This window comes from Streptomyces sp. NPDC048349 (genome assembly GCF_040651925.1).
In the GTDB taxonomy this organism is placed as follows: Bacteria; Actinomycetota; Actinomycetes; order Streptomycetales; family Streptomycetaceae; genus Streptomyces.
The window spans coordinates 1-1,295 of the sequence record NZ_JBEZLA010000152.1; the positions used below are offsets into that span (position 1 = coordinate 1).

The 1,295-nt window shown below is 66.5% G+C and carries 2 protein-coding genes; both read right to left on the reverse strand.

What is annotated here, in order from left to right; translation table 11 throughout:
- Positions 1-43: 43 nt before the first annotated feature.
- A complete protein-coding gene (locus tag AB0D44_RS34370; RefSeq protein ID WP_362598845.1) occupies positions 44-910 on the reverse strand; it encodes an IS3 family transposase in 867 nt (288 codons plus the stop codon).
- The coding region (locus tag AB0D44_RS34375; RefSeq protein ID WP_362598848.1) for a transposase at positions 907-1,295 on the reverse strand (389 nt) is incomplete at its 5' end. The genes AB0D44_RS34370 and AB0D44_RS34375, both read right to left, overlap by 4 nt.

The following is a 1,295-nucleotide window of genomic DNA, read 5'->3' on the forward strand; positions in this document are numbered from 1 at the left end:
CCTGGGGTTGTTCCGTTTTGGCGGACAGGTGTGTTGTCTTGATTCAGGCGGTGGTTGGTTCGTACTGGGCTGGGCTTTGGTAGCCGAGGCTGCTGTGGAGTCGGCGGGTGTTGTACCAGCCTTCGATGTACTCGAAGATCGCGGTTCTGGCGGCGGTGTGGGTTTCCCAGGCGTGCCGGCTGACCAGTTCGTTCTTCAGGGTGGCGAAGAAGGATTCGGCGAGGGCGTTGTCCCAGCAGACGCCGGTGCGGCCGACGGACAGCCGGATGTTGAAGGATGCGGCCAGGCGGGCGAAGTCGCGGCTGGTGTACTGCATTCCGCGGTCGGAATGGAAGATCACCGGTCCTTGGGGCCGGTGCCGGCGGCAGGCGGCTTTGAGGGCGTCGGCGGCCAGGGATGTGCCCAGGTGGTCGGCGGTGGCCCAGCCGATGACCTTGCGGGTGGAGATGTCGATGACGGTGGCGAGGTAGAGCCAGCCCTGGCCGGTCGGGATGTAGGTGATGTCTCCGCACCAGCGGGCCCAGCTGGTCTCCCAACCCGGAGCGAAGTCACGTTGCAGCAGGTCAGGGCGGTCAGCCGCCCGTGGATCGGGGATGGTGGTGCGGTGGCGCCTTCGGTGGAGGCCCTGCAGTCCGGCGGCCCTCATCAGACGGGCGACTCTGCGGCGGCCGCAGGCCTGGCCCTCGCGTTTGAGAGCGGCGTGGATGCGTGGGGCGCCATAGGTTCCGCGTGAGCGGGCGTGGACCTGGGTGATCTGCTCGGTCAGTTCCCGGTCGCGGGCAGCACGCGGTCCGGGCGTGTTCTTCAGCCGCTGGTAGAAGGCGGACCGGGAGACCTGCATCAGCTCACACGCGCGTTTAACGTTGTGACCTGCACGTTTCTCCGCCTCGATGAACGGGTGGACCGTCACCGGGTCTCCCTCGCGAAGAAAGCCGTAGCCCGCTTGAGGATGTCGATGTCTTCCTTCAGGCGGCGGTTCTCCCGCCGCAGAGCGGCCAGCTCGGCCCGCTCGTTCAGCTCCAGATCACTCTCTTTGGCCTTGGGCTCGTTGTCCTGACCCTGGGCCTGGGCCACCCACAGCCTCACCGCGGTCTCAGTGAGGTCGAAGTCCTTCACGACCTCGGGCACCGACCGGTCACCACGACGGCACAACTCCACGATCTCCGCCTTGAACTCCGGCGTGAACTGCCGCCGCGGCCTGCGCGGCTTCCTGTTCGCCATGTTCTCCATCATGGACATCCCTTCCCGGGCACGCGCCCAGATCTCCGGATGTCCGCCAAACCGGAACAACCTCA